Raw genomic sequence first — 25,822 nt, 5'->3', positions numbered from 1 at the left:
ATCCAACCAACGGACAGTCTAATGATCCGCAAGGCATTCTACGCGGCGCTGCGGCGCCGTTCGAGTGGCGTGTTTGGCACGTCTTTGTCACACCAGCAGGTGAGGGGAATCGAGGGCATTCTCGATGCCTTTGCAACCCATGGCGACGGGCGGGGCAAGACACTCGCCTATGCATTGGCCACAGCCTATCACGAAACGGCGCGGCGAATGGTGCCGGTACGCGAGACGCTTGCGAAGGACGACGAGACGGCGCGACGCCGGTTGAAGCACGCACGCTACGCGCAGCCCGAGCCGCCATATGGCCATTGTTACTATGGCAGGGGCCAGGTCCAGCTCACCTGGAAGCGGAACTATCGGCGCTCCAGCAAGGATGCCGGTGTGGACCTGGTCAGATATCCCGACAAGGCGCTCGATCCCGTTCTGGGCGCTCGCATTCTCATAAAAGGCCTCCTTGATGGCCGCTGGAATGGCAAGGGGTTCGGCATCCAGCACTATCTGCCGGACACCGGCAAGGACGATCTGCGCAACGCAAGGCGTACCGTCAATATCACCGACAAATGGGACCTGATTGCCGGGTATTACCGTTCGTTTCTGGCCGCTATCGAGGAGGCGGGCGGTGTTCCAAAACGCCCCCTCAACAGCGTTCCGGTTCCAAAGCCGAAGCAATCGGAGAGCGAGGAATCCACAACCGAAGCCGCTACTCCATTCACAGACAAATCCGTGTCTCCGGCTTCGGGGGGCGTGGTTTTGGAGGCCCTGATAAAGCTCCTGTCACGGATCTTTGGAGGAAAGTCATGAACTCAAAATATATCAAGCTGAGATCGCTCAGCTGGTGGACCGGCTTTGCTGCTGTTGCTTGCGGAACAGTCATTGCCGCGGGCAGCGAGGTCGCGATGCTTACACCGGCCGCCAACATCCTTTCCAGAATGACTGAAGTTCCGCCTGCGGCAATGATCACGTTCGGCCTGGGACTGATCGGTCTGCGCGGCAAGGATGGTTGAAATGGGCTGGTTGGTGAAAACGCTTCTAGGTTGGCTGACCGGCGGTACGCTTGATCGCGTTCTCGACACTGTTGACCACAAGGTGAACAACGAAACTGAGCGCGAGAGGATCAAGGCAAGTATTGTCGAGACGCAGCTGAAGGTGCAGGCCAACCTGCTGGTCAGCCGCACCTGGTGGTTTCAGCTGTTCTTTGTCATCCCGCTCGGTATGTGGTTCTCGGCGGTCGTCGCCGACAGCCTGTTTCACTTCGAGTGGAACGTGGCGGCACTGCCGGCACCGCTCGACCAATGGGCCGGCTGGATCATCTCGTCTTTGTTCCTCGTGGACGGCGGCAAAGCGCTGATTGGGAGGTTCACGCGATGACAAAGCGCGATGTAAACGCTCGATGGGCCCTGTTTGCCCTGTTTCTTCCGTTGATCGGTTACATGTTGTCCATAGGTTCCGCTTTGTCGCAGGAGCACAATCCGATCCTGGCGGCACCGCTTCCTGTTTGCGGGCTCGACAACAAGGCGTTCGAAGGGCTGATTGAGCAGCTTGAACTGAATCGGGTGTGGCGCGGCCGGCATGAGAACGGTGAAGGCGCACTGGAACTGACCACCAACAGAAAAGGCCAATGGTTGCTTTTGTACCGTTCGATGGACAGTCAGGATAGAAAACTCGTCTGTGTTGTCGCGCGAGGCAGCGATAGTCGTGAATGGTTCGGAAGGCCGGTCTGATGGCTGACGGCATAAAACCGTCAGGACTGCCCTGGAGCACACTTTTGGGGGTATGTACGGTCGCGGCCAGCCTGGTTGCCGGATATGCGACATTGAAAAGCAACGTGTCTGCCAATGCGACCGATATTGGCGAGGTCGAAGAAAGCGTTGACCGGCTTGAGCAACGTTCGGCGGATATCCGTGAGCGCCTCAAGGCGATCGAGGTCATTCAACAACAGCAGAATGAAACACTCAGGCGGATATTGCGGGCAGTAGAGCAGTAGACGCCTTTAGACCAAACGGTGGCTGGCACAGGCAACTCAAAGTCCCCGAAAGCTGCGGCTTGGCCGGCCGAAAAAGCAACGGGGGTAGAACGGAAAGGTGTTTGTGGCGAAGTAAACATATTTGCCATTCAGCATGCCGCCATTGCACTGGTCGAGCGTTCCGGCGCCGCCGACATAGACCCAGTCTTCGACGTAGCTGCCGTCATATTTTCCGCCAGGTCCGGAAGGGCGGGTACCGCTTTTCAGCCGATAACCTGACTTGGCACGCCCGCCGACATAATGGATCTCGAACCCGTCCGCGGCATACCCCACCTGCGTGCCGCCCCTGGTCTTGAGCGCGCTGATCGGCTTGCCGTGGTAGTGATAGGTTCCGCGGTTGTCGACATGGGCGTTGGCGGAATCGATCCCGAGCGTGCGTGCCGATCCCATGCCTTCCAGATTCCAGCCGGAGCTTCTGTCGCGGCTGTGGCCGCGCGGTGAGCGCGGGTCCCAGTAGTCCGCCGTTCCCGGGCGGATCAGCACGCCATTCAGCGCGATGCCGATCGCACCCGGGCCCGCACCGCGCGCACGGTTCGTTTTCCTTGGCGAGGCCGTTACGCAAACATTAATGTTTTGCGGCCGGATCCTGTGCGGATTGCCGCGGTTAGGAAAACTGCCGGTGGTGTGATTTGGAATGGAATTAGAGCGGATGCAGATCTGATTGCCCCGTTCGCTGATTTCCACCCAGTTGCTTGCAGCGGTCGCGTAACCGGCAACGGCCGCCATGCCCGCGCCTGCCACCAAAATCAGAAATCTCTTTGCCATGGCTCCCTCTCCAAAGACATCCCGCGCGATAACGCGATCCGGATGTCATTCTGGGTAACGCTGCATGGCGTGCGGGTTACGACCCGATTACATATCGGTAATTATTTTGGAGTTGCGGCGGGACGCTGGCTTCAGCGCGCCAGGATCATCGTCCAGAAGGGACGGTTTCCCGAAGCTGGATCACGCGCCACGGCAACGCCGGCGCGGCTGAAATTGCCCAACATGTTGCGCCGATGACCGCGCGATCCCTGCCACGACGCAACGACAGAGGCGACGTTGGGTTGACCGCGCGCCACATTTTCCGCCGCGGCGCCGCGAATGCCGTGATTTCTCAATCGTGCCTGAAACCGGCTGTGGTTCAGCCGGCCTGACCTAGCCATGGACAGCGAATGTTCGAGCGCTGCCCGGCCGAGCGCGGAATCGCTCTGGAGAGCGCCACGCCCGTTGGCTTTGCGAAAGGCATTGACGCTGCGCAAAGCCTGCCCGGTAACGATGTTCCCGTTTGCTGCCTCCGCCGGGGTTGAAATGAGCCCGCCAAGTACCGCGACAACAAGAGCGCCACCACTTCCGGACAAGAATGTGCGCCGGTGGATCATTTCAATTTCAACTCTGGCCGCGCGCTGCTTATTCTTCACCATCTCGCGCCTCATCCTGAAGTGTTTCGATGCGGAGCGACTGCTCTCACACTTTGCGAAAAGGGCCGCGCCCGCCCAGCAAACGGCCGATGCGCTCCACGTCATCGCGTTCGTGATTCAGATAGTCGGCGACGGCGTTCCGCAATCCCGGATGCGTGATATAGTGGGCGGAACGGGTCGTCACCGGCATATAGCCGCGCGATAGCTTGTGCTCGCCCTGTGCGCCGGCCTCGACGGTCTGCAATCCTCGTGCAATGGCGAAATCGATCGCCTGATGATAGCACACTTCAAAATGCAAAAACGGATGATCTTCGATACATCCCCAATGCCGGCCGAAAAGCGTATCGGATCCGATGAAATTGATGGCGCCCGCGACATAACGGCTTCCGCGCCGCGCCATGATGAGCAGGATATCCCGGGACATAGTCTCCGAAATGCGCAAAAAGAAATCCCTGTTCAGATAGGGGCGACCCCATTTTCTGGAACCTGTGTCCATGTAGAACGCGTAGAAGCTGTCCCAAACAGCCTCGTTAAGGTCTGAGCCGGTAAGCCAGTCGATGGTTATGTCGTTCTCCAGTGCGCCCCGGCGTTCCCGTTTCAGCGCTTTTCGCTTTCTGGACGCGAGCGTGGCGAGAAAATCGGCATAACTCTCGTAACCGTCATTGCGAAAATGAAACTGCTGATCCGTACGCTCCAGATATCCGGCCTCGGAAAAGTGTTCCATTTCACTTTCGGGCACAAAGGTCACATGCGCGGAGGAAAGAGACAGCCTGTCCGTCAGCGTTCGCAGCCCATCCGCAAGGGCCGATCGAACGACATCCCCCTGATTTTCTCTTGTAAACAGGAGGCGGGGGCCTGTTGCCGGCGTGAAGGGAATCGATGCCTGGAGTTTCGGATAGTAGCTGCCACCAGCCCGCTCGAACGCATCGGCCCATCCGTGATCGAAAACATATTCCCCCTGGCTGTGGCTCTTGACGTAGCAGGGCAGGGCGCCGAGCAATGTGCCCGATGCTGATTCCAGCAGAAGATGTTGTCCCAGCCACCCGGTCTGTGCGGTCGCGCATCCGGCAAATTCCAATGCAGACAGATAGTCATAGCTGACAAAAGGGTTGTAGGGCTGCCCCTCCGTCGACCGTGCATATTGCAGCCGCGACCACTGAAGCTGGTCTATGTCATTGAATGAATTGACAACCCTTATACGGAACTCGTCGATATCACCACAATCGGCCGTCTGATCAACGATGTCCTTCGGGTTAGTCATTCGCCTTATCTAAAGCCTCCGATCCGGCTGACAAGTCCATCGGATCGAAGCCTTCAAAGGTTATCTGATCTGTATGTTCGGCCGCGATTTTTTCCGAGGCCGCATCTCTCACTGTCCAGGAGATAACCGTCAGGCCTTTGTCGCGCGCCAGCGTTATGAAGTCGCTTGGCACATGATCGACACAAAACGAAATGAAACTGATCGGCAGTTTCAGAGCTGCTTCGTTTTTCCGTCTTTCCGCCTCATTGAACTCGGCCGCTACCAGTCCGATCGGCCACTTGGTGCCGCTGTCCGCCAGCGCCTCAAGCAATGCCGTGTCAAAGGACATCAGAACAACTGCCCCATCATAGCCCTCCAGGTCATGAAGAACCGCATTGGTAAAGGCTTCGATATCCTCCGGTGCGGGTGACTTGATTTCGACAACCAGTCCGACCCTACCGCCAACCTGTTCCAGCAACTGGCGAAATGTTGGCACACTGTCCTTGGTTCCGCCGATATGCAGGGCGGTCAGCGCTTCTGCCGTCATCTCCCGCACTGTGCCATCCACGCCGCAAAGCCTCTTTGTGTCGTAGTCGTGAAAGACAATGGCAACGTCATCCGACGAAAGCTGCAGATCGCACTCGATCGGAAAGTCCGCGTCGATTGCGCGTGCAAAGGCGGATGGCGTGTTCTCCCAAACAGCATTGTTCATGTCGTGATAGCCGCGATGGGCGATCGGCCTCTTCGTGATCCAACGATGCGGCATCTTCCTCTAATCCCGGCCGATTGCGAAAATGGCGTCCACCTCTACGGACGCGTTGAGCGGAAGCGCTGCCATGCCGACGGCCGCCCTGGCGTGTATGCCGCGTTCGCCCAGCACGTCGACAAGAAGATCCGACGCACCGTTGATGACCAGATGCTGCTTGTCGAAGCCGGGCGCTGACGCAACAAAGCCCTGGATTTTTGCCAATCGCCCGATCCCCTCAAGGTCGCCGCCGAGCGCCGACTTGGCCTGTGCCAGAATGTTGATGGCACACAGCCGTGCGGCTTCCTGCCCCCTCTCTATGTCTGCGTCACTTGCCAGGTGCCCGGTTTGCATGACAGTTCCGCCTTGCAGCGGCAACTGCCCGGAAATGTACAGCGTCGTGCCGACAATGGTGTAGGGAACATAGTTTGCGGCCGGCGCCGCGGCTTCAGGCAATTCTATGCCAAGCGCAGCAAGGCGTGAGGCGATCGTCTCCGACATCTTTGAACTCCGTTAATGTCTTGACTAATAATATCGGGCCTGCGAGGCGTTGAGAGTCGATATTGGCGGCGTCTCAACATTTCGTCGCATTGCCTCGTAACATGGTGCATTGAGCAGCGGAAGGAAATGTCGGTTGCGACAGTTATTTGGAACAATTGCATTGCTCATTTTAGGGCTGGTTCTGGCGGGAAAGGCCCATGCCGGCGCGGCGGAATCGCTTGTTTCCCACCGCGCGGTTTATGATCTCGAGTTGCAGGACGCGTCGGAACGGTCCGGGATCGAATCCATGTTCGGACGCATGGTTTACGAATTCAATGGTTCCGCCTGCTCGGGCTACACGGTCGGCTTCCGGTTCGTAACACAAGTCGATACCGGCAATGCGGTGCGTCTGACCGATCAGCAAACCACGACTTATGAGAATGTCGAAGAAAAGACCTTTCGTTTCATCACCAAATCATATGTGAATCAGAAGCTTGATCTCGAAGTGCGTGGAAGCGCCAAGGCGGACGGCCGGGGAACATCGGTCGACCTGACGATACCGAGACGGGCCAAACTGGAACTGGATCCTGCACAATTTCCGACCGCCCAGATGATTTCGCTCATAGAGCGCGCCAAAAACGGGGAGCGGTTTTTCCAGTCGCACCTGTTCGATGGCTCCGACGAGGGCAGCAAGGTCATGTTGACGACCAGCGTTGTCGGTTCGCCGCGCGTAGCAACGGTGGACGAACAGGAAAAAGATGCGACGGGCGAATTTGCCAACCTGCCTACATGGCCGGTTACCATCGCTTACTTTGACGAGACAAAAAAAGATGAAGAAACACCAGTATATCGAATTTCTTTCAAGTTATACGAGAATGGTATTACGAGAGATTTGATCATGGATTACGGAGAATTTGCGCTAAGAGGCACGCTTTCTTCTTTGGAGACATTTGACGGCGACGGCTGTTGACGATTTGACCGTGCTCCAAAATCAGTCAAAATAAGGCATACGAATCATCAAAACGCCGGGTTTCCGGAAATGGAGCTGACGTTCACCGCAAGTTGAACGCGGTTTTGACGTGTGTGCACGGACGATGCGGTATATTAGCGAGGGCCGCAGTCCACCTTGCGATGGATAGAAAATGTCTTCGTTGACGAAAAACAAGAGAACCGCAGACGAAAAAGCTGATCTGAGGGATCGAGCGCCCGCGCCGCAGCAATTTGCCGCGCTGTGTCACAGAGCGCGGGGCAAGAAGATTGAAATACTGCTGATCACCAGCCGAGGGACCGGACGCTGGATCCTTCCCAAGGGCTGGGCAATCAAGAGCCTTTCGAAAGCCGCAACAGCGGCACAGGAAGCACGCGAGGAAGCGGGCGTCATTGGTGAGATCCGCAAGAAGCCTGTCGGCAGCTACGAGTACTGCAAGCTGCTTGATAGCGGTTTGTCTTTGCAGTGCGATGTCGAGGTCTACCCTCTGGAAGTCGACCGGCTGGAGGATGATTATCTCGAAAAAGATCAGCGGGAGCGTCACTGGTTCAGCCAGAAAAAGGCAGCCACGCTGGTCGACGAACCGGAACTTCGGTCTCTGATTCGCGCTTTTACTCCTTAGGCTCGCAATTTTAGCGCGCCGGGCTGCCGCGCAAGAAAATCCGTGCAGAGCTATCAAACGCGGTACCGCGTTGGTCGGGACAGATCCGATTTTCTGTCACCCTCTTGATATTTTTCGCGGTCGCATGTAGGGAACCGCCCATTCCACACGTGGAGCATGGGCTTGTGCGGGAGAAATCCGGGCAAGTCCGCCGGTGGCAGGAAAACTGCTGACGCACCACGGAGGTACAACCGGAAAAGGAGAAAAGGCATGGCATTGCCTGATTTCAGCATGCGCCAGCTGCTTGAGGCTGGTGTTCACTTTGGTCACCAGACTCACCGCTGGAACCCGAAAATGAAGCAGTACATTTTCGGTGACCGCAACAATGTCCATATCATCGATCTCGGTCAGACGGTCCCGATGCTGTCGCAGGCGCTTCAGCTTGTGAGCGATACCGTCGCGGGCGGTGGACGCGTCCTGTTCGTCGGCACCAAGAGGCAGGCGTCCGAATTGATCGCCGATGCCGCAAAGCGCAGTGCGCAATATTATGTCAACGCCCGCTGGCTGGGCGGCATGCTGACCAACTGGAAAACCATTTCCCATTCCATTCAGCGTCTGCGCAAGCTCGACGAGCTGCTGGCCGCCGAGGCACAGGGCTTCACCAAGAAAGAACGCCTCAACCTCGAGCGTGAGCGCGACAAGCTGGAACGGGCCCTGGGCGGTATCCGCGACATGGGCGGCACGCCGGACCTGATGTTCATCATCGACACCAACAAGGAAGCGATTGCCATTCAGGAGGCAAAGCGTCTCGGCATTCCAGTTGTGGCAATTGTCGATTCCAACTGCGATCCGGATCCGATCGACTATCCGGTACCGGGCAATGATGACGCCGCCCGCGCCATAGCACTCTATTGCGACCTGGTGGCAAAAGCCGCAATCGACGGCATTGCCCGCCAGCAGGGTTCCGCAGGTGTCGACATCGGCGCATCGGAAGAAGCCCCGGTAGAGCCGGCCCTTGAAGCGGCAGCGGAAGAGACCGCTGAACCTGCTGCGGAAGAAGCAGAGGTCAAGGAACCAGTGGTCGAGGAAGCGCCCGCAGAGGAGGCTCCGTCCGAGGAAGCTGCCGCAGAGAAAAAGGAAGCCGCGGCTGAGGAAACTCCGGCCTCGTAAGGCATCCGAACTGTGTCATGTCATTCAAATGTCATGTGAATCTGTATTGGAACCATGATAACTCGGTGCACCGGCGTTCGGTGCGCCGCACTCTTGCAAGAGGCAAAGATGAGCATTTCTGCATCTCAGGTTAAGGAACTGCGCGAAAAGTCCGGCGCAGGCATGATGGACTGCAAAAAGGCGCTGGCCGAAAACAACGGCGACATGGAAGCGGCCATCGACTGGCTGCGTGCCAAGGGCATCGCGAAGGCGGACAAGAAATCCGGTCGCACAGCGGCCGAAGGTCTGGTGGGCGTTGCCGCCGATGGCAACAAGGCCGTGGTTGTCGAGATCAACTCGGAAACCGATTTCGTTGCACGAAACGATGCGTTTCAGGATCTCGTGCGCGGTGTGGCCGAGGTCGCTTTGTCCACGGACGGAACGGTGGAAGCCGTGGCCGCCGCGACATACCCTGCGACCGGTAAATCAGTTGCTGACAGCATCACCGACGCGGTCGCCACAATTGGCGAAAACATGAACCTGCGCCGCAGCCAGTCACTTTCCGTAGATGAGGGCGTCGTTGCCAGTTACATTCACAACTCCGTCGCGACAGGCCTTGGCAAGCTGGGCGTGCTGGTTGCGCTCAAATCATCGGGCGACGCCAACACATTGGCGGCAATCGGCAAACAGGTTGCCATGCACGTCGCAGCCACCAATCCGCTTGCCGTAACGTCTGCCGATGTCGATGCCGATGTCGCCGACCGCGAGCGCGCGATCTTCATCGAACAAGCACGTGAATCCGGCAAGCCGGACAACATCATCGAAAAAATGGTTGAGGGCCGTATGCGCAAATTCTTCGAGGAAGTTGCGCTCATGTCTCAGAGCTTCGTCATCAATCCTGATCTGACCGTGGAAGCCGCGGTGAAACAGGCCGAGGCCGATGCCGGGGCACCGATCACCGTCGCCGGATTTGTCCGCTTCCAGCTCGGCGAAGGTGTCGAAAAGGAAGAGAGCGATTTCGCTGCAGAGGTTGCTGCAGCCGCCAATGGCTGATTAAGCCTCAATAACAGGTGAAAATGCCGGGGCATCGCGTGACAACGCGGTGCCCTTCGTGTATCCGGCTTTCAGTTCAACGACGGATCGACCATGTCACAAAAGCCCACCTACCAGCGTGTTCTTCTAAAAGCCTCCGGAGAAGCCCTGATGGGCGAACAGGGCTTCGGCATTGATGTCGCTGTCGCCGACCGCATCGCAGCTGATATAGCCGAGGCGCATACGATGGGTGTCGAAGTCGGCGTCGTCGTCGGAGGCGGCAATATTTTCCGGGGTGTCGCCGTTGCGTCCAAGGGTGGCGATCGCGTAACGGGCGATCACATGGGCATGCTGGCGACGGTGATAAACGCGCTGGCACTTGCAACATCGCTGCGCAAGCTTGGCGTGGCGACCGAAGTCCTGTCGGCCATAGCCATGCCGGAAATCTGTCAGAGTTTCTCGCAGCGCGCAGCACTGCACCATCTGGAAAAGGGGCGGGTCGTCATATTCGCGGGCGGTACCGGCAATCCGTTTTTCACCACCGACTCGGCAGCAGCCCTGCGCGCCGCTGAAATGGGCGCGCAAGCGATTTTCAAGGGCACACAGGTCGACGGTATCTATTCCGACGATCCGAAAACGAACCCGCAGGCTGAGCGCTACGAAACACTGACCCATGACGAGGTTCTGGAAAAGGGGCTGGCCGTCATGGATGTTGCCGCCGTCGCCCTTGCCAGGGAAAACGCGATTCCGATTATCGTGTTTTCGATCCACGAAAAGGGAGGGTTCACCGCGATCCTGAACGGCGCGGGGCGCGCGACTGTCGTCAATGACAGCTGACGTTTGTTCGTACACCTGCGATAGGGGCCTGTTGTGCCATTCTGTACTTGTTCGGACAGGACTGTTAGGCCTGTTGGGTGTATTATCGGGCGGCTGCGGCCGACTCGGAGTAAAGTGGAGACGATCAGATCATGAGTGATGGTGCAGATTTTGCCGACCTAAGGCGCCGGATGGAGGGCGCTATTTCGGCATTCAAAAGCGACATATCCGCCTTGCGGACGGGCAGGGCGTCGGCAAATGTCCTTGATCCGGTTTCGGTTGACGCCTACGGCTCTAAGATGCCCCTGAATCAGGTTGCGAACATTTCGGTGCCTGAACCGCGCATGATCACGGTATCCGTCTGGGACAAGTCGATGGTGGCGGCGGTTGAAAAGGCCATTCGCGAATCCAACCTTGGCCTCAATCCTGTCACCGATGGCAGTACGTTGCGTATTCCTTTGCCGGAGCTCAACGAGGAACGCCGCAAGGAACTGGTGAAAGTGGCGCACAACTATGCGGAAAATGGCCGCATTGCCATCAGACATGTGCGCAGGGATGGTATGGATACGCTCAAGAAAGCTGAAAAGGACGGGGACCTCAGCAAGGACGAGAGTCATACTCAGGCCGATGAGGTGCAGAAGTTGACCGACGAGATGATTGCTGAAGTCGATCGGCTGCTCAGTGACAAAGAAGCGGAAATCATGCAGGTTTAGTGTGTCACGTGATTCCGTGACACCTTTCCGTCTAGAAGGATCAAGCAGAGGTCGATCGTTGAACACGCCTCAACATGTGGCCATCATAATGGATGGTAACGGACGATGGGCCCAGCAACGCGGCCAGGCGCGCACATCCGGTCACCGAAAGGGTGTCGAGGCGGTTCGGCAGGCTGTGAAGTCCGCCGGAGAGTTGGGCATCAAATATCTGACTTTGTTTGCGTTCTCGTCGGAGAATTGGCGGCGGCCACAGAACGAAGTCAATGATCTGATGAACCTGCTCAAGATCTTTGTGCGCCGCGATCTTGCGGAACTACATCGCGAGAATGTGCGTGTCCGCGTCATTGGCGACCGGAAATCGCTCAAATCCGATATCCTGTCGCTGTTGACAGAAGCGGAGGAATTGACGCGCGAGAACCGCGCGCAGGAGCTCATCATCGCATTTAATTACGGAGGCCGGGATGACATCACCCGCGCAGCACGACTGCTTGCGATCCAGGCGGCGCGCGGAGAGATCGATCCGTCCAGCATCAATGAGGACGCCCTTAGCAGGGCACTGGACACATCCGATGTGCCCGATCCGGATCTGGTCATTCGCACCAGCGGCGAGCAGCGTATCTCGAATTTTCTGATTTGGCAGGCCGCTTATGCGGAATTCGTTTTCCTGCCATGCCTCTGGCCTGATTTCGGCCGCGCCGATTTTGAGGAGGCGCTACGGCAATATGCAGGTCGCAAACGGCGCTTTGGCGCGGTGGCCGAGCAAGACCTGGCTCTGGGCTCCTGATGAGCAGAGAATTACTGGTCCGCATAGCATCTGGCGTCACGCTGGGGCTTGCGGTTCTAGCCGTTACCTGGTTCGGCGGCCTCGGTTTCAAATTGCTCGCGACCGTCTTCATGGCGCTTGTTTTCTTCGAGTGGTTTCGGATCGTGCAGACAAAGTCGCTGAGCACTGCGGTGTGGGCGATTGGCGCCTGCACCATTGCCGCGACGGGACTGTGCATTCTGGCAGGTTGGGGCAGCCTTGGCCTGGCCCTTGCAGCGGCGGGCGCCGCCCTTTGCCTGCTGATGCGATCCCTGAATGGATTGGATGGTTGGCCCGCAGCCGGATTGATCTATGCGGGTTTTTCGGGGGTGGCATTTGCCGAATTGCGGGATTCGCACACATATGGATTTGCCGTGGTGATTTTCCTGTTTGCCGTCGTATGGGCAACAGACACCTTTGCCTATTTCGGTGGGCGCCGCTTCGGCGGCCCGAAACTGGCGCCGAGAATGTCACCGAAGAAAACTTGGTCTGGCTTTGCCAGTGGTCTGGTGGGCGGCGTTGTAGCCGGCGTTGTCGCTGCCAAGATTATGACCGATACGAGAATCGTGTGGGCCGCCTTGCTCGCAGTGCTGTTGTCTCTGGCCGGACAAGTCGGTGACCTGTTCGAATCCAATTTCAAAAGACAATTTGGCGTAAAGGATTCCGGTGCGATAATACCGGGGCACGGCGGTGTGATGGATCGCGTTGACAGCGTTATCTTTGCGGCCTTTGCAGCGTATGTCATCGGGGCAATGCTGCCCGGCAATGAAATGTCGCCGGGTGAAGGCAACGGTATCGCTTTGCAACTGCTTGGCCCCTGAAATATTAGCGACGGACGCATAGCATGGAATATCTGGCATCTATCTACGGCTTTCTGGTCGGCTACATCGTGCCGTTCCTGATCGTGCTGACCCTAGTCGTGTTTGTTCACGAGATGGGGCACTATCTGGTCGGGCGCTGGTGCGGCATCCGCATCCTGACCTTCTCGGTAGGCTTCGGACCGGAGATTGTCGGTTTCAACGACAAACACGGAACCCGATGGAAGCTCTCGGCCATCCCGCTGGGCGGATATGTCAAGTTCTATGGCGATGAAAACGCCGCAAGTGCTCCCGACTTCGATGCTGTTTCCGGAATGTCTGACTCGGAGCGCGAACAATCATTCCTGGGTGCGAATGTTTGGAAGCGCGTCGCTACGGTCGCCGCGGGTCCAGTGGCAAACTTTATATTGGCCATCGTCATATTTGCCGTGATGTTCAGCATCTACGGCAGGCCGGTAGCCGACCCCGTCGTCGCACAGGTCCAACCGGCCAGCGCCGCTGAGGAAGCCGGGTTGCTGCCGGGCGACATTATCGCCGCGATCGACGGCAAGCCTGTAGCCACATTCGAGGATATTCGACGCTATGTTTCGCCCCGGCCCGAAGTCGAGATTGTCCTGACGGTCGACCGTGGCGGCAGCACATTTGATGTGCCCATAGTGCCGCAGCGTTCCGAGATCGAAGACCAGTTCGGCAACAAGATGGAGGTCGGCCTTATCGGCGTGGTCACCGACTCATCCGTCGCAAATTTCCGCAGACAGGAACTGAACCCGCTACAGGCGGTTGGAGCGGCCGTTGGAGAGAGCTGGTTCATCGTTGCAAGATCGGTTGGCTATATCGGCAATATTATCATCGGGCGCGAGAAAGCGGATCAGCTTGGCGGGCCCATCAGGGTTGCGCAGGTTTCCGGTCAGGTGGCGACGCTTGGCGTCGGCGCGCTGCTACAATTGGCTGCAGTGCTTTCGGTATCCATCGGTTTCCTGAATCTGCTGCCGATTCCAATGCTCGATGGCGGCCATCTTGTGTTCTATGCGATCGAGATAATCCGGGGGAAACCGGTTGGCGAAAAAGCCCAGGAAGTGGCATTCAAGATTGGTCTCAGCCTGGTATTGATGTTGATGCTTTTTGCCACCTGGAACGACGTTACAATGTTATTCGGCTAGCAATCGCCATGTTTCTGTTATTATTAGACGAATAGTTTTGAGTCGCTCGCGCAGGCGTAAAACTTCGTAACATTTTGTTAGATGTTTTTCGGTGTGTACGTTGCGATTTCGCCACTTGTTGACAGATAGTAAACAGAAATCAACTCAATGGCTTGCTTGTGGCTCAAAACACTGTAAAACGGCGGGGAGGCAGGAATCGCCTTTCGGTTCGCTCTGGGGACATTGGGATAAAGGGTAAACGACGCCAATGAAGGCCGGTTCAAAGTTACTGGGCGCGGTAACCGCGCTAACGCTCGCAATGTGTGTTGTCGTGAGCGGGGCGGGGGTAGCCTTTTTCGGCTCGACGGTGGCCGCACAGGCCGCTGTGGTCAGCGTGATCGAGGTTCGGGGAAACCAGCGCGTTGACTCGGAGACGATCCGGGGCAACATCACCATCAGGCCCGGCGTCAATTTCAACAACTCCGATATTGATGAGTCCGTGAAGCGCCTGTTCGCCACGGGTCTGTTCTCGGATGTCACAATCGATCGGCGTGGAAACCGCCTGATCGTGACCGTTGATGAGAACCTGATCATCAACCAGGTTGTTTTCAACGGAAACAAGAAGATAAAGGACAAGCAGCTTGAGGCGCTTGTCCAGTCCAAACCGCTTGGGCCGTACAGTGAAACGACTGTCGAATATGATGCGGAAGCGATTAAGGAAGCCTATGACCGCATCGGCCGCAGCGAGGCGACAGTATCCACTCAGGTTGTCAATCTGAGCGGCGGCAGGGTCAATGTCGCCTTCGAAATAAACGAAGGCGGACGCACCAAGATCGCGACGATCAACTTCGTCGGCAACAAATATTATTCCAATGGCCGTCTGGCCGATGTCATTGCCACCAAGCGGTCGGGTTTCCTTTCCTTCCTTTCGCGAAAGGACGTCTACGATCCTGACAAGCTTCAGGCAGATGAAGAATTGCTGCGGCGGTTCTACTACAATCGCGGCTTTGCGGATTTCCGAATCATTTCGACTTCGGCCGATCTCGATCCCGAGAGCAACGATTATGTGATTACCATCACTCTGGACGAGGGCGAGCGCTACTCCTTCGGTGACATCGAAGTCGAAAGCACAGTGGCCGGCATCGACGCCGAACGTGTCAAGCGGCATCTGGCCAGCCGGAAAGGCGCGGTCTACAGCGCTGAGAAGGTGGAGGAATCCATCATATCCATTTCCGAAGCTGCGGCAGCGGATGGATACCCATTTGCACAGGTTACCCCGCGCGGAAACCGCGATTTCGTCAATCGGACAATTTCGGTTACCTACCTGATCGATCAGGGGCAGCGGGCCTATGTCGAACGCATCGAGATACGCGGCAACACCCGCACCGCCGACTATGTCATTCGTCGCGAGTTCGACATAAGCGAAGGCGACGCCTTCAATCAGGTGTTGATCCGCCGCGCGAAGAAACGCCTCGAGGCGCTGGGCTATTTCCAGTCGGTCAACATCACCACGCAGCCCGGCTCGGAACCGGACCGGGTCGTCATAGTCGTTGACGTTCGCGATCAGGCAACGGGTGAATTCTCCATCGGTGCCGGCTACTCGACCGGTTCTTCGGGCGCAACAGCCGAGCTGGGGATATCGGAGCGCAACTTCCTTGGTCGCGGCCAGTTCATCAAGGTCGCCGTGGGCGGTGGTGAGAATACTAGAACCTATACGTTCTCCTTCACCGAGCCCTATTTCCTTGGCTATAGGCTGGCAGCGGGCTTTGATGTTGCGAAAACCGAGGACACCTCCCAAAACGGCTACGATATCGAGACGCTGGGCGTAACCTTCCGCGTGGCCGCGCCGATTACGGATCGGGTAAGGACAGTCCTTGCGTACAACTATTCGCAGGAAGAATACAATCCGGAAGCAGGTGCGAGCTTCTCCGCGCCCATTCAGGATGCGATCGACAACAGCCCCTGGATCAAGTCGTCTATTTCGAGCTCGATCATCTACGATACGATTGACGACAAGAGGCTGCCGCGCGAAGGTATCTTTGCCCGCATGACCGGTGAATTTGCCGGGTTGGGCGGTGATGCACAGTTCGTCAAGGTGACCGCAAAAGGCAGCTACTACCGTCCGTTGTCCGACTACGGCGACATCATCGGTCTGGTTAGCGTCGGTGGCGGATATGTCGCATCGACTTCGGGCAATCTACGGGTATTTGACCAGCTCTTTATCGGTGGCGAGACCATCCGTGGCTTCGAAAGCCAGGGTATTGGTCCGCGCGATACCAATGGGGATGCGCTTGGCGGCACGACCTACTTCAATGCCACTGCCGAAGTCGGTTTCCCGATACCGGTTCTTCCGCGCGACTTTGGCCTGCGCGGAGCGGTCTTTGCGGATGCCGCGACCCTCTATGGCAACGACCTGAATCTGGGCGGCGCGGTCGTCAACGGATTGGACATGCAGTGGCGTGCATCGGTCGGCACCAGCCTTATATGGTCTTCGCCATTCGGACCGTTCCGGCTTGATTTCGGTTTCCCGGTCGCCAAAGAGTCCTTTGACGAAACACAGGTGTTCCGCTTCGGTACGGCCGGACGGTTCTGATCGTAGACATATCGGCCGGTATCCAGCGTATCTAGCGCCCGGTTCACGACCCAGCGGCAGGGCCTGTCACAGAATGACGGGCCCTGAATTGTTGTAGAGATGGTAGATAGTCGCTTTTTCCCCCGCCACAGTGGAGTCAGTATATCCGAGCTTGCCGACGCGATCGGAGCGCGGCAATCCGAACCGGCATCCAATAGCACGATCATCTCCGGAGCCGCTTCGCTTTCCACAGCCTCGGTGGGTGACGTTTCAGCTATTGGCTCAGACACACATCCGGATCTGCTTTCCGCCACAAGAGCATCGGCCGTAATCTGTCCAGACCGGTTCCGTGTGCATGTGCCTTCCGGTTGTTCGGCATTGATCGCGGATGATGTTCCGGCTGCATTTGCACTTGCAGCCGCGCTGCTATATCCGGACGCGCTGCGGCCGGTCCCGCCGATGGGCGTTAAGGGGATTTCGCCGGAAGCCGCCATCGATCCACAGGCCCATCTGGAACAAGAGGTGACGGTCGAGGCCGGGTCGGTCATCGGCGCCGACGCGAGACTCGGTGCCGGAACAATAGTCGGATCGGGCTCTGTTGTTGGACCTGGATGCTGTGTCGGCAAAAACTGCTACATCGGCTCCGGTGTGAGCGTACAGAACGCCCTCATTGGCAACGGTGTCATCCTGCATTGCGGTGCGAGGATCGGTCACGGCGGTTTGTCCGGTGGGCAAAGCGGTTCGGGCGGGAATAGTATTGTGCAGATCGGACGCGTCATTGTGCAGGACAACGTTGAAATAGGCGCCAATACGACCGTCGAACGGGGAACGTTGGACGATACTGTGGTCGGCGAGGGAACCAGGATCGACAGCCTCGTGCGCATAGGTCAAAACGTGCGTGTCGGACGCCTGTGCACAATTGTCGGTCAAGCTGGTATTTCCGGCAATGTATCGATCGGAGACCGGGTGGTTATCGGAGGCAATACAGGGGTGGGCAGCCACTTGAATATCGGTGACGAGGCGATGATAGCAAGTATGAGTACAGTGGCTGGTGATGTGCCGGCCGGCGCGAGGTGGAGCGGGAATCCGGCTGGTCCTGCCCGAGCGTGACCGAAAGTATCTGCTGAATTGAACGCAAAGCCTTTTGGCGAGAAAGGGAAGAAAAAGGGTACGGCAAATGAGTGACGAGAATAGCTCCGTACTGGAAAGTGTCGATCTTTCGGAGATTATGCGACTGCTGCCGCATCGCTATCCGTTTTTGCTGGTTGACAGGATTGTCGACATCGATGCGGACAATTCCGCTGTCGGCATCAAGAATGTAACCGTCAATGAACCGCACTTTACGGGACATTTTCCCGATAATCCGGTGATGCCGGGTGTGCTTCTGATTGAAGGCATGGCGCAGACTGCAGGTGCGATCTGCGCCCGCACCCAGGAATCGAAAGCGAGCGTCGTGTACTTCATGACGATCGACAACGCGCGCTTTCGAAAACCGGTCGTTCCAGGTGACCGCGTCGAATATCACGTCAAGAAGCTGAAACAGCGCGGGACCATCTGGAAATTTCATTGTGAGGCCATCGTCGATGGCACAAAAGTAGCCGAAGCAGATGTGGGCGCGATGCTGGTGAAAGACGAACAGGAAGGTACCGCTTAATGATCGCTGCATCAGCCAGCATACATCCATCATCCGTCATCGAAGATGGCGCCCGCATCGGCGAGAATGTATGGATCGGACCCTTCTGCTTCGTCGGCAAGGATGTGACGCTCGACAATGGTGTTCGGCTCATGAGTCACGTGGTCGTCACGGGAAAGACCGCAATCGGCGAACGCACCGCCGTCTTTCATGGCGCTGCTCTCGGTGCGGAGCCGCAAAACGTCAACTACAAGGGCGAAGAGACTGAACTGCGCATCGGAACGGATTGCCTAATCCGCGAGGGTGTCACCATGCACACGGGCATGCCCGACGCCGGTGGCGTGACGTCCGTCGGCAATCACTCAATGTTCCTCGCATATTCTCATGTGGCCCACGATTGCCATGTCGGAAGCCATGTCATTTTGTCCAATAACGTCATGCTGGGCGGACATGTGACGGTCGGTGACCGTGTTATCATGGGCGGTGGCGCTGCGGTACATCAGTTTTGCCGCGTGGGCCACCATGCTTTCGTAGGCGGCCTTGCAGCCTGTTCGCTGGATGTGATTCCCTATGGCATGCTCAACGGCAATCCCGGCATCCTCGGAGGCTTGAATGTTATCGGCATGTCGCGTTCCGGGATGAGCAAGGCCGAAATCCATACGGTTCGGCGTGCCTTCAAGCGGATTTTCCATGGCGAGGGTACTGTGCGGCAAAATCTGGAGGCCATCCGGCACGAATTCGACAACGTTCCGGCTCTTGCGGATCTGTTTTCATTCATGGATGGTGAAAGCCATCGCGGACTTGCTTCTGCGGCAAAGGAAAAAAGGGCGTAGACGCCATGAAGCCCGACGGCCGGTCGCAGCGGAACGAGGCACGCCTGGCCATCATCGCCGGCCGGGGGCGCCTGCCGCTCGATATTGCAAGGGCGGCGCGGGACCAGGGAGACGATCCCTTCATCATCGGCCTCGTGGGAGAGGCGAACGACATTCCGCCAGAGTTCGAACAGGTGAGCGTCGGGCTGGGAGATGCCGCGCGGATCCACGCCTTGCTCAAGGAAAAGAAGATTGACCGGGTTGTCATGTCGGGTGGCGTCAACCGGCGCCCCGAACTCCTTGAACTGCGCGGACCGTTGCGCCTTGTCCGTTTCCTTCCGGCAATCCTGAGAGCCTTGTCGAGCGGCGGCGACGATAAGCTGTTGCGCATGGTCATCACCATAATCGAAGCCGCCGGCTGTCGTGTTGTCGGTGCCCAGGAGGTCGTTCCGGGTCTGCTCGCCGAATACGGAGCGATCACGCAGCGCAAACCCGGCGCCAATGACGTGAAGAACATCACCGCCGCCTGCGCGGCAGCCAATGCGCTCGGCGCGCTGGATGTCGGCCAGGGTGCGGTGGCGGTCGGCGGGCGCATCGTGGCGCTGGAGGGGGCCGAGGGAACGGACGGTATGCTGGCGCGGGTCGCGGAGATGCGCGCAAACGGGCGCATCTCCGCGACGCGCAAGGGTGTCCTTGTGAAACTGTGCAAGCCGCAACAGGACCTGCGCGCGGATCTGCCTTCGATCGGTCCGGATACGGTCCGCAACGCTGACGTCGCAGGGCTTTCGGGCATCGCTGTCGATGCGGGCAGGGCGTTTGTTCTCGAACGGGAAACCGTCATCGAGGAAGCCGATCGGCGCGGCTTGTTCGTCGTCGGCATTGATCGGGAAAACCCGGCCACTCTCTCGACGGACAGCTCAACATGAAGGAGCTTCCACCGCCTCTCAAACTGGCCATTATCGCCGGGGAACCATCCGGCGACCTCCTTGGCGCGGACCTGATCGCCGCGTTGAACGCCAACGGAGATCGGCCCATCGATCTGGTGGGCGTTGGCGGCGAGGCGATGACCGCCCAGGGCCTCGTATCCCTGTTCGACTACAACGATCTTTCGATCATCGGTGTCGGACAGATCGTAGCGCAGCTTCCCAGACTGCTCGGCCATCTGCGTAAAGCCACCAACGCGATCATAGCCGCGAAGCCGGATGTGCTTGTCATCATTGACAGTCCCGAATTCACCCATCGTGTCGCGTCCAGGGTGCGCAAGGTGCTGCCAAACCTCCCGATCGTCAATTATGTCTGCCCGACCGTGTGGGCGTGGAAGCCGGAGCGGGCGCCCAGGATGCGGGACTATGTCGATCACGTGCTGTCGATATTTCCCTTCGAGGCGGATGTCGTATCGAAGCTTGGCGGACCGCCATTGACCTATGTCGGTCACCGGCTTGCCTCGGACGCTTCTCTGCTTGCGGCGGCAACCGGCCAGATGGCGCGGCGTTCCCACAGTATTTCGCAGTCACAGCCGGTATCGGAGGCTCCCTTGTGCCTGATCCTTCCCGGGTCACGTGGCGGAGAACTCAAAAGGCTGCTTCCGGACTTCAGGGAAACGGCGCATGTTCTGGCCGAGCGCATGCCACAGGTCCGGTTCCAGATTCCGACATTGCCGCGTCTGGAGGAGCGTGTCAGGGCTGCGGTCGCGGACTGGCAGATACCGGTCCGCGTCACTGCGACCGCCGAGGAAAAATGGCAGGCATTCGAAGAGGCGGACGTGGCGCTGGCGGCATCAGGGACAGTTCTTCTGGAACTGGCTCTCATCGGTGTGCCCTGTATCTCGGCCTATCGGGTCGATGCGCTATCGAAACTCATCGTCCACCGCATCACGGCCTGGACGGCGGCATTGCCGAATTTCATAGCCGACTATCCCCTGATCAATGAATATATGCAGGAGATGATCCGGCCCGGCCTGATCGCACGTCGATTGGAGCGGCTGCTCCATCTGTCCCCGGAACGCCACGAGATGCTGCACGGTTTCGACTATGTCCGCCGCACCATGCGCGCCAGCCGCCCGCCGGCGGAAATTGCGGCGGGCGTCGTGCTTGAACTCGTGGAAAAGAACCGCGAAGGCTGAAGACTTCCGCCTCCGCGGTCCCGCGTCAGCTGGCCAATTGCTCGATCGGCGGACAGGTGCATACGAGATTGCGGTCGCCATAGACATTGTCGACCCGGGCAACCGGCGGCCAGTATTTGGATGTCAGTTGCGCCGCACCGCCCGGCGCGACCGCAAGCATGGTGTCGTAACCGTGCGTCCACTTGCCGGCAATGGCCATCTCGGCCGTATGCGGCGCGTTGACCAGCGGATTGTCGTCCGTGCTCCATTCGCCATGCTCGATACGCATGATTTCCGCATGGATCGCGATCATGGCATCGCAGAAACGGTCGAGTTCCGCCAGCGGTTCAGACTCCGTCGGCTCAACCATCAGCGTTCCGGCTACCGGCCAGGACATGGTCGGAGCATGGAAGCCATAGTCGATCAGACGCTTTGCAATATCCTCGACATTGACATTGGCTGTCTCCTTGAACGGACGTGTGTCGATGATGCACTCATGCGCAACACGGCCGTTGTCGCCGCGATAGAGTATGTCGAACGCCTTGCCAAGCCGCGCAGCCAGGTAATTGGCTGACAGGATTGCCATTTCCGATGCCGCCTTCAGCCCGTCGGCGCCCATCATGCGGATATACATCCACGAGATCGGCAGGATCGAGGCGCTTCCAAACGCCGCCGCCGCCACGGCCCCGCTGCCGTCTTCCAGCGGATTTCCGGGAAGGAATGGCTTCAGGTGCTCCGAGACGCCGATGGGCCCGATGCCGGGCCCGCCGCCGCCATGGGGAATGCAGAACGTCTTGTGCAGGTTCATGTGGCAGACGTCGGCGCCGATTTCGAAAGGCCGCGACAGCCCTACCATGGCATTCAGGTTGGCGCCGTCGAAATAGACCTGCCCGCCATGCTGGTGGACCATATCGCAGATATCCTTGATCTTCTGCTCGAACACGCCGTGGGTCGACGGATAGGTGATCATCAGCGCAGCAAGATTCGCACTGTTCTCGCTGGCCTTTGCCTTCAGATCCTCCAGATCGACATCACCGCCATCCGTGCATTTCACGACGACGATCCGCAGCCCCGACATCGAGGCGCTGGCCGGATTGGTTCCGTGCGCCGAGGAGGGGATGAGGCAGACATCGCGATGGCCTTCGCCGCGCGATTCATGGTAGCGCCTTATCGCGGTAAGCCCGGCAAACTCACCCTGGCTTCCCGCATTCGGCTGAAGGCTGACGGCCGCAAAGCCCGTGATCTGGCACAGCCAGTCCTCAAGCTCGGATACCATCTTGCGATAGCCTGTCACGTGTTCCGCCGGTGCGAAGGGATGAATGTTGCCGATCTTGCGCCATGAGACGGGCGCGAGTTCCGCTGCCGCGTTGAGCTTCATGGTGCACGATCCAAGCGGGATCATCGCCCGGTCGAGGGCGAGATCCTTGTCCGCCAGAACCCGGAGATAGCGCATCATGTCGGTTTCCGACCTGATGGAGTGAAACACACCCTGGGTCAGGAAAGGCGATGTTCGCAGCCCGGCGGGGAGGTGTGTCTTGCCCCCGGCCGGGTCTTCGCTGACACCGAATATTGTGCAGAGTTCCGTGAAATCCTGGTCGCTTGCCGTCTCGTCGAATGAAACGCCGACCGTGTCCTCGTCGATAACCCGGATCAGGTAGCCGGCGGCGCGCGCCTTCTTCTCCAGATCATGTGCTGTGCCATTTACCCCGATAGCCAGCGTGTCGAAGAAACGGTCATTGGCAATCGTATAGCCGCCGGCCTTGAGGCTGCCTGCAAATCGATCGGCATATTGAGACACCCGCGTCGCAATGGCCCGCAGGCCCTCGGAGCCGTGCCAGATCGCATAGGCGGCCGCCATATTGGCAAGCAATGCCTGGGCGGTGCAGATATTCGATGTCGCCTTGTCGCGGCGAATATGCTGTTCCCGGGTCTGCAGCGCCAGCCGGTATGCCGGATTTCCCTTCGCATCGACGGACTGCCCGACAAGGCGGCCCGGCATGATGCGCGTCAGGCTTTCCGCAACGCCGATATAGGCGGCATGCGGTCCCCCAAAACCCATGGGCACGCCGAAGCGCTGAGCCGAGCCGACAACGATGTCGGCGCCCCATTCGCCAGGCGGCTGAAGCAAGGTCAGCGCGAGCGGGTCGGTCACCACGATGACGAGCGCGCCCGCATCCTTGGCCTTCTTGACGACTTCGGCCGGATCTTCGAAACCGCCCAACGTGTCCGGCCAGGAAAACACCACGGCCGCTGTGTCCTCGTCCGGATCGCCGTCTTTCACCTTGATGTCGAGCGGTGCCATGCGGGTTTCCAGCACGGTGCGCGACTGTGGATGAAGCCGGTTGTGAACCGAAATGGTATGGCGCTTCATGCGGTGATGCCGATAGGCCATGCCTGCTGCTTCCGCGACGGCCGTTGCTTCGTCCAGCAGCGATGCATTGGCCACGGGAAGGCCGGTCAGCTCGCTGACCAGCGTCTGGAAATTGAACAGCATTTCCAGCCGGCCCTGGCTGATTTCCGGCTGATAGGGCGTGTAGGCCGTGTACCAGGCAGGGTTTTCGAAAAGGTTGCGTTGGATGACGGCCGGTACCCGGCAACCGTAATAGCCCTGTCCGATGAAGGACCGCGCTTCCACATTTTCCTCGATCTTGGCGCGCAACTCGGCAAGCGCATCATGCTCGTCCGCCGCAGGTGGAAGATCCAGTGTTCCGTCAAAACGGATGGCCTCGGGCAGGGTCTGGCTGATCAGCGTGTCGACGGACGGAACGCCAATGGCCGCCAGCATTGTGCGGACATCTTCCGGTCCAGGTCCGTTGTGCCGTGCCACAAAGGGCAGGATCTCATCCCTGCTGTCGGCAGGCGCCTTGCGGTTGTGAACTGTCATGACAATCTCCGTTAGCCAACCATCGCCTTGTAGGCGGCTTCGTCCATCAGCCCCTCGAGCTGCGACGCATCGTCGAGCTTGAGTTTCATGAGCCAGCCGTCCGATTGCGCGGCGTCGTTGATCAGTCCCGGCTCGCCCTCCAGCGTGTCGTTGACCGCCGTGACTTCGCCGGCAACCGGCGCATAGACGTCGGATGCCGCCTTGACGGATTCAACGACGATGACCGCATCGCCCTTGTTGACCTTTTGACCCGCTTCGGGCAGCTCGACAAAAACGATATCTCCCAACTGTTCCTGTGCGTGATCGGTAATTCCGACGACTGCTTCGTCGCCATCAACGCGGATCCATTCATGATCTTCCGTGAAATAGGTTGTCGCCATGGGTTAGCCTCCTCGGAAATAGTTGTGTTCTACAAAGGGTAATTTTTCGATGCTGCAGGCATGTCGCTTGCCGCGGACCTCGGCAAAAACGATGTCTCCGGCAGAACCTGCCAATTTGTCGATCCGGCCGATCGTCACCGGATGTTCGCAGGACGGCCCGAAGCCGCCGGATGTAACAAGGCCGATTTCGGCGGCATCCGGCGCTTCACCGGCAAACAGCACCGAGCCGCCGCGAACCGGTGCGCGGCCCTGCGGTTTCAGGCCAACGCGTTTTTGGTTGACGCCATTGTCAAGAATATCGGAAAGCGCCTCGGCGCCGATATAACTGCCGCCGGACCGCAATTCTTTCGGTACGGCCCAGATCAGGCCGGCGGTTGCGGGATCGGTGTCCTCATCCATGTCCTGCCCGTAAAGGGGCAGGCCCGCCTCGATGCGCAGGCTGTCACGGGCGCCCAGCCCGATCCATTCCACCTGCGGGTCCCCCGCAAGCTGTTTGGCAAATGCCTCGGCGCTGTCGGGCGAAAGCCCGATCTCGAATCCGTCTTCCCCGGTGTAGCCCGACCGGGACAGAAACGTTCCGTCATCCAGCTCCGTTACCTGCATGAAGACAAGTGTGCCGCTGGACGGGATGAGTTTTGCCAGCGCCTCCGCCGATTTTGGTCCCTGCAGCGCCAGGAAGACTCGCGGGATATGTGTGACGCTCGCATCGAACTGAGCGGAAGCCTGTTGCAGATGCGCCAGGTCCTTTTCAGCGCAAGCGCCGTTGGCCACGACGAGGAAACGCTCGTCGCCGAGACGGCTGACGATCAGGTCGTCAATCATGCCGGCCCGGTCATTGAGCATATAGGTGTAGCGTCCCGTCCTCAGCGGTTGTGCCGAAGCGTTATAGGGACAAACGCGCGCTATGAGATCCGCGGCCTGAGGACCGCAGACCTCGATATGAGACATGTGCGATATGTCGAAAAGTCCGGCCGCTTGCCGCGTGTGAAGATGTTCCTTCATGACGCCAAGCGGATAGGAAATCGGCATGTCATAGCCGGCAAACGGCCCGAACCGGGCGCCGGCGGCAACATGCAACTGCTTGAGTGGTAGCTGTTTTTCCATTCTGGCTCCAAACATGGTTGCGCATATCCGCGCTTTCGCGCGGAGTTAGCGCCCCTCTGTCTGGAGCCTGAGAGACTCGCGCAACCGGAACTCTGTCGGTTACGCTTACACCTTCGGCGCGGGACGGCTGTCCCGACTTTCCAGAGTGCCTATCTGTCTACGGTCCTTTTGCCTGAGAGATTATGGGCATTTTCCCCTTCGGCGGCCACGGATCCGGCGGACCCGAGCTCTCTCCCGCAAACGTCATCCGGTGCTCCGAGAAACACCAGCTGGCCGCGCCAGATTAGTGGAATATCCGTGCATTGTCATCTATTGTCCCAGAAATTCACCGATCATTGACTAGACTGTTATCGATTCGATGATTTTCACACGGGTGAACATGTAACGAGATGA

At 58.5% G+C, this 25,822-nt stretch carries 28 protein-coding genes and 1 riboswitch; of the genes, 20 read left to right on the top strand and 8 right to left on the bottom strand.

Annotation, left to right across the window (positions count from 1 at the left end; all coding sequences use genetic code 11):
• Positions 1–21 precede the first annotated feature (21 nt).
• From OOZ53_RS01315 to OOZ53_RS01295, 5 genes are read left to right on the top strand one after another with little or no spacing between them, the layout of a single operon-like run.
• Complete coding sequence (locus tag OOZ53_RS01315) at positions 22–798, top strand: glycoside hydrolase family 19 protein (protein ID WP_271087480.1); 777 nt, start codon at positions 22–24, stop codon at positions 796–798.
• The gene (locus OOZ53_RS01310) at positions 795–1,001 is read left to right on the top strand and encodes a hypothetical protein (RefSeq protein WP_271087479.1); all 207 of its coding nucleotides are present in this window, start codon (positions 795–797) and stop codon (positions 999–1,001) included. The genes OOZ53_RS01315 and OOZ53_RS01310 overlap by 4 nt, the downstream gene beginning before the upstream one ends.
• Before the next feature lies 1 nt (position 1,002).
• Positions 1,003–1,365, top strand: coding sequence for a hypothetical protein (locus OOZ53_RS01305; RefSeq protein WP_271087478.1), 363 nt, complete (start codon positions 1,003–1,005; stop codon positions 1,363–1,365).
• On the top strand, positions 1,362–1,718 hold the full coding sequence (locus tag OOZ53_RS01300; protein WP_271087477.1) for a hypothetical protein: 357 nt from the start codon (positions 1,362–1,364) through the stop codon (positions 1,716–1,718). The genes OOZ53_RS01305 and OOZ53_RS01300 overlap by 4 nt, the downstream gene beginning before the upstream one ends.
• Entirely contained in the window at positions 1,718–1,981 is a 264-nt protein-coding gene (locus OOZ53_RS01295; RefSeq protein WP_271087476.1) for a hypothetical protein, read from the top strand. Before OOZ53_RS01300 ends, OOZ53_RS01295 begins: the two co-directional genes overlap by 1 nt.
• A gap of 36 nt (positions 1,982–2,017) precedes the next feature.
• Here OOZ53_RS01295 and OOZ53_RS01290 read toward each other — a convergent pair whose 3' ends face one another.
• The 5 genes from OOZ53_RS01290 to OOZ53_RS01270 all read right to left on the bottom strand — a co-directional run bounded on the left by OOZ53_RS01290 (position 2,018) and on the right by OOZ53_RS01270 (position 5,906).
• Positions 2,018–2,785: a YHYH protein gene (locus OOZ53_RS01290; RefSeq protein ID WP_271087475.1), complete on the bottom strand. Its 768-nt coding sequence runs from the start codon at positions 2,783–2,785 to the stop codon at positions 2,018–2,020.
• Positions 2,786–2,916: 131 nt separating this feature from the next.
• Positions 2,917–3,423: a CAP domain-containing protein gene (locus OOZ53_RS01285; RefSeq protein WP_271087473.1), complete on the bottom strand. Its 507-nt coding sequence runs from the start codon at positions 3,421–3,423 to the stop codon at positions 2,917–2,919.
• 43 nt (positions 3,424–3,466) lie between these two features.
• A complete protein-coding gene (locus OOZ53_RS01280; protein WP_271087471.1) occupies positions 3,467–4,681 on the bottom strand; it encodes a GNAT family N-acetyltransferase in 1,215 nt (404 codons plus the stop codon).
• The gene (locus OOZ53_RS01275; RefSeq protein WP_271087470.1) at positions 4,674–5,426 is read right to left on the bottom strand and encodes a glycerophosphodiester phosphodiesterase family protein; all 753 of its coding nucleotides are present in this window, start codon (positions 5,424–5,426) and stop codon (positions 4,674–4,676) included. Before OOZ53_RS01275 ends, OOZ53_RS01280 begins: the two co-directional genes overlap by 8 nt.
• A gap of 6 nt (positions 5,427–5,432) precedes the next feature.
• Positions 5,433–5,906: a RidA family protein gene (locus OOZ53_RS01270; RefSeq protein ID WP_271087469.1), complete on the bottom strand. Its 474-nt coding sequence runs from the start codon at positions 5,904–5,906 to the stop codon at positions 5,433–5,435.
• Positions 5,907–6,039: 133 nt separating this feature from the next.
• On the opposite strand from OOZ53_RS01270, the gene OOZ53_RS01265 reads away from it, so the two are divergent.
• The 15 genes from OOZ53_RS01265 to lpxB all read left to right on the top strand — a co-directional run bounded on the left by OOZ53_RS01265 (position 6,040) and on the right by lpxB (position 21,082).
• Entirely contained in the window at positions 6,040–6,855 is an 816-nt protein-coding gene (locus OOZ53_RS01265; protein WP_271087466.1) for a cell envelope integrity EipB family protein, read from the top strand.
• A 181-nt stretch (positions 6,856–7,036) separates the two neighbouring features.
• Positions 7,037–7,495 (top strand): NUDIX hydrolase, encoded by a 459-nt coding sequence (locus OOZ53_RS01260; RefSeq protein WP_271087465.1) that lies wholly within the window; start codon positions 7,037–7,039, stop codon positions 7,493–7,495.
• A gap of 249 nt (positions 7,496–7,744) precedes the next feature.
• Positions 7,745–8,644, top strand: coding sequence for a 30S ribosomal protein S2 (rpsB, locus tag OOZ53_RS01255; protein WP_271087463.1), 900 nt, complete (start codon positions 7,745–7,747; stop codon positions 8,642–8,644).
• 108 nt (positions 8,645–8,752) lie between these two features.
• Positions 8,753–9,676 (top strand): translation elongation factor Ts, encoded by a 924-nt coding sequence (gene tsf / locus OOZ53_RS01250; protein ID WP_271087462.1) that lies wholly within the window; start codon positions 8,753–8,755, stop codon positions 9,674–9,676.
• Between the two features lie 93 nt (positions 9,677–9,769).
• Positions 9,770–10,492: a UMP kinase gene (gene pyrH, locus OOZ53_RS01245; protein WP_271087461.1), complete on the top strand. Its 723-nt coding sequence runs from the start codon at positions 9,770–9,772 to the stop codon at positions 10,490–10,492.
• A 131-nt stretch (positions 10,493–10,623) separates the two neighbouring features.
• Entirely contained in the window at positions 10,624–11,184 is a 561-nt protein-coding gene (gene frr, locus OOZ53_RS01240; protein ID WP_271087460.1) for a ribosome recycling factor, read from the top strand.
• 88 nt (positions 11,185–11,272) lie between these two features.
• A complete protein-coding gene (locus tag OOZ53_RS01235) occupies positions 11,273–11,968 on the top strand; it encodes an isoprenyl transferase (RefSeq protein ID WP_425499077.1) in 696 nt (231 codons plus the stop codon).
• Complete coding sequence (locus tag OOZ53_RS01230) at positions 11,968–12,807, top strand: phosphatidate cytidylyltransferase (protein ID WP_271087458.1); 840 nt, start codon at positions 11,968–11,970, stop codon at positions 12,805–12,807. Before OOZ53_RS01235 ends, OOZ53_RS01230 begins: the two co-directional genes overlap by 1 nt.
• A 23-nt stretch (positions 12,808–12,830) precedes the next feature.
• Positions 12,831–13,964 (top strand): RIP metalloprotease RseP, encoded by a 1,134-nt coding sequence (rseP, locus tag OOZ53_RS01225; RefSeq protein ID WP_271087457.1) that lies wholly within the window; start codon positions 12,831–12,833, stop codon positions 13,962–13,964.
• Positions 13,965–14,211: 247 nt separating this feature from the next.
• Complete coding sequence (bamA, locus tag OOZ53_RS01220; protein WP_271087456.1) at positions 14,212–16,536, top strand: outer membrane protein assembly factor BamA; 2,325 nt, start codon at positions 14,212–14,214, stop codon at positions 16,534–16,536.
• Positions 16,537–16,635: 99 nt separating this feature from the next.
• On the top strand, positions 16,636–17,625 hold the full coding sequence (gene lpxD / locus OOZ53_RS01215) for a UDP-3-O-(3-hydroxymyristoyl)glucosamine N-acyltransferase (RefSeq protein ID WP_271087455.1): 990 nt from the start codon (positions 16,636–16,638) through the stop codon (positions 17,623–17,625).
• A gap of 67 nt (positions 17,626–17,692) precedes the next feature.
• Positions 17,693–18,169, top strand: a complete 477-nt coding sequence (gene fabZ / locus OOZ53_RS01210) for a 3-hydroxyacyl-ACP dehydratase FabZ (protein WP_271087831.1) — start codon at positions 17,693–17,695, stop codon at positions 18,167–18,169.
• On the top strand, positions 18,169–18,981 hold the full coding sequence (lpxA, locus tag OOZ53_RS01205; protein WP_271087454.1) for an acyl-ACP--UDP-N-acetylglucosamine O-acyltransferase: 813 nt from the start codon (positions 18,169–18,171) through the stop codon (positions 18,979–18,981). Before fabZ ends, lpxA begins: the two co-directional genes overlap by 1 nt.
• Positions 18,982–18,986: 5 nt before the next feature.
• On the top strand, positions 18,987–19,886 hold the full coding sequence (locus tag OOZ53_RS01200; RefSeq protein WP_271087453.1) for an LpxI family protein: 900 nt from the start codon (positions 18,987–18,989) through the stop codon (positions 19,884–19,886).
• Positions 19,883–21,082: a lipid-A-disaccharide synthase gene (gene lpxB / locus OOZ53_RS01195; RefSeq protein ID WP_271087452.1), complete on the top strand. Its 1,200-nt coding sequence runs from the start codon at positions 19,883–19,885 to the stop codon at positions 21,080–21,082. The genes OOZ53_RS01200 and lpxB overlap by 4 nt, the downstream gene beginning before the upstream one ends.
• Before the next feature lie 25 nt (positions 21,083–21,107).
• Here lpxB and gcvP read toward each other — a convergent pair whose 3' ends face one another.
• Genes gcvP through gcvT form a run of 3 tightly spaced genes read right to left on the bottom strand, consistent with a single transcriptional unit; the run spans position 21,108 to position 25,429 of the window.
• Positions 21,108–23,945: an aminomethyl-transferring glycine dehydrogenase gene (gene gcvP / locus OOZ53_RS01190; RefSeq protein WP_271087451.1), complete on the bottom strand. Its 2,838-nt coding sequence runs from the start codon at positions 23,943–23,945 to the stop codon at positions 21,108–21,110.
• 11 nt (positions 23,946–23,956) lie between these two features.
• On the bottom strand, positions 23,957–24,325 hold the full coding sequence (gcvH, locus tag OOZ53_RS01185) for a glycine cleavage system protein GcvH (protein ID WP_271087450.1): 369 nt from the start codon (positions 24,323–24,325) through the stop codon (positions 23,957–23,959).
• Between the two features lie 3 nt (positions 24,326–24,328).
• On the bottom strand, positions 24,329–25,429 hold the full coding sequence (gcvT, locus tag OOZ53_RS01180; RefSeq protein ID WP_271087449.1) for a glycine cleavage system aminomethyltransferase GcvT: 1,101 nt from the start codon (positions 25,427–25,429) through the stop codon (positions 24,329–24,331).
• A gap of 150 nt (positions 25,430–25,579) precedes the next feature.
• Positions 25,580–25,676, bottom strand: a riboswitch (glycine riboswitch).
• Between the last annotated feature and the right edge of the window lie 146 nt (positions 25,677–25,822).

Source organism: Allohoeflea poritis (assembly GCF_027889715.1).
GTDB lineage: Bacteria > Pseudomonadota > Alphaproteobacteria > Rhizobiales > Rhizobiaceae > Hoeflea_A > Hoeflea_A poritis.
The sequence above is the reverse complement of the archived record's forward strand: the minus strand, read 5'-3'. Positions and strand labels throughout refer to the sequence as shown.